The organism is Pseudomonas sp. HMSC057H01 (assembly GCF_001836405.1).
In the GTDB taxonomy this organism is placed as follows: domain Bacteria; phylum Pseudomonadota; class Gammaproteobacteria; order Pseudomonadales; family Pseudomonadaceae; genus Pseudomonas; species Pseudomonas aeruginosa.
In genome coordinates, this window is record NZ_KV828495.1 from 1 (window position 1) to 311 (window position 311).

Below are 311 nucleotides of genomic sequence, written 5' to 3' on the forward strand. Positions count from 1 at the left end.
CGCCGTGGCGGCGAAAGGAAGATCGAAACTCGTCTGACTGCTCGCCGCGATGGCGTGGCCTGGGTGGCGTGATCATGGCCTGGGACAGAAACGATCCTCTCAACATCCTGGCGCTGCAGCTCGACGGTGAACTGCGCGCAGCGGCCGACTTCTGCCATGGCTACAACGGGCCGGCACAGCGCGCTTTCGCCCGGCACATCCAGGGCCTGGGCAAGACGCTCGACGAGCTTACCGTGGCAGACCTGAAGGCGGCGGCCGCATTTGCGGACGCAGAACTGAACGACCTGCAACAGAGAGGGCTGATCTGACGC

Annotated in this window: 1 protein-coding gene; it reads left to right on the plus strand. The window is 65.0% G+C overall.

What is annotated here, in order from left to right:
• Positions 1-308 (plus strand): hypothetical protein (locus HMPREF2581_RS19110; protein WP_206602005.1); only part of this gene is annotated, 308 nt, incomplete at its 5' end.
• Positions 309-311: the final 3 nt, after the last annotated feature.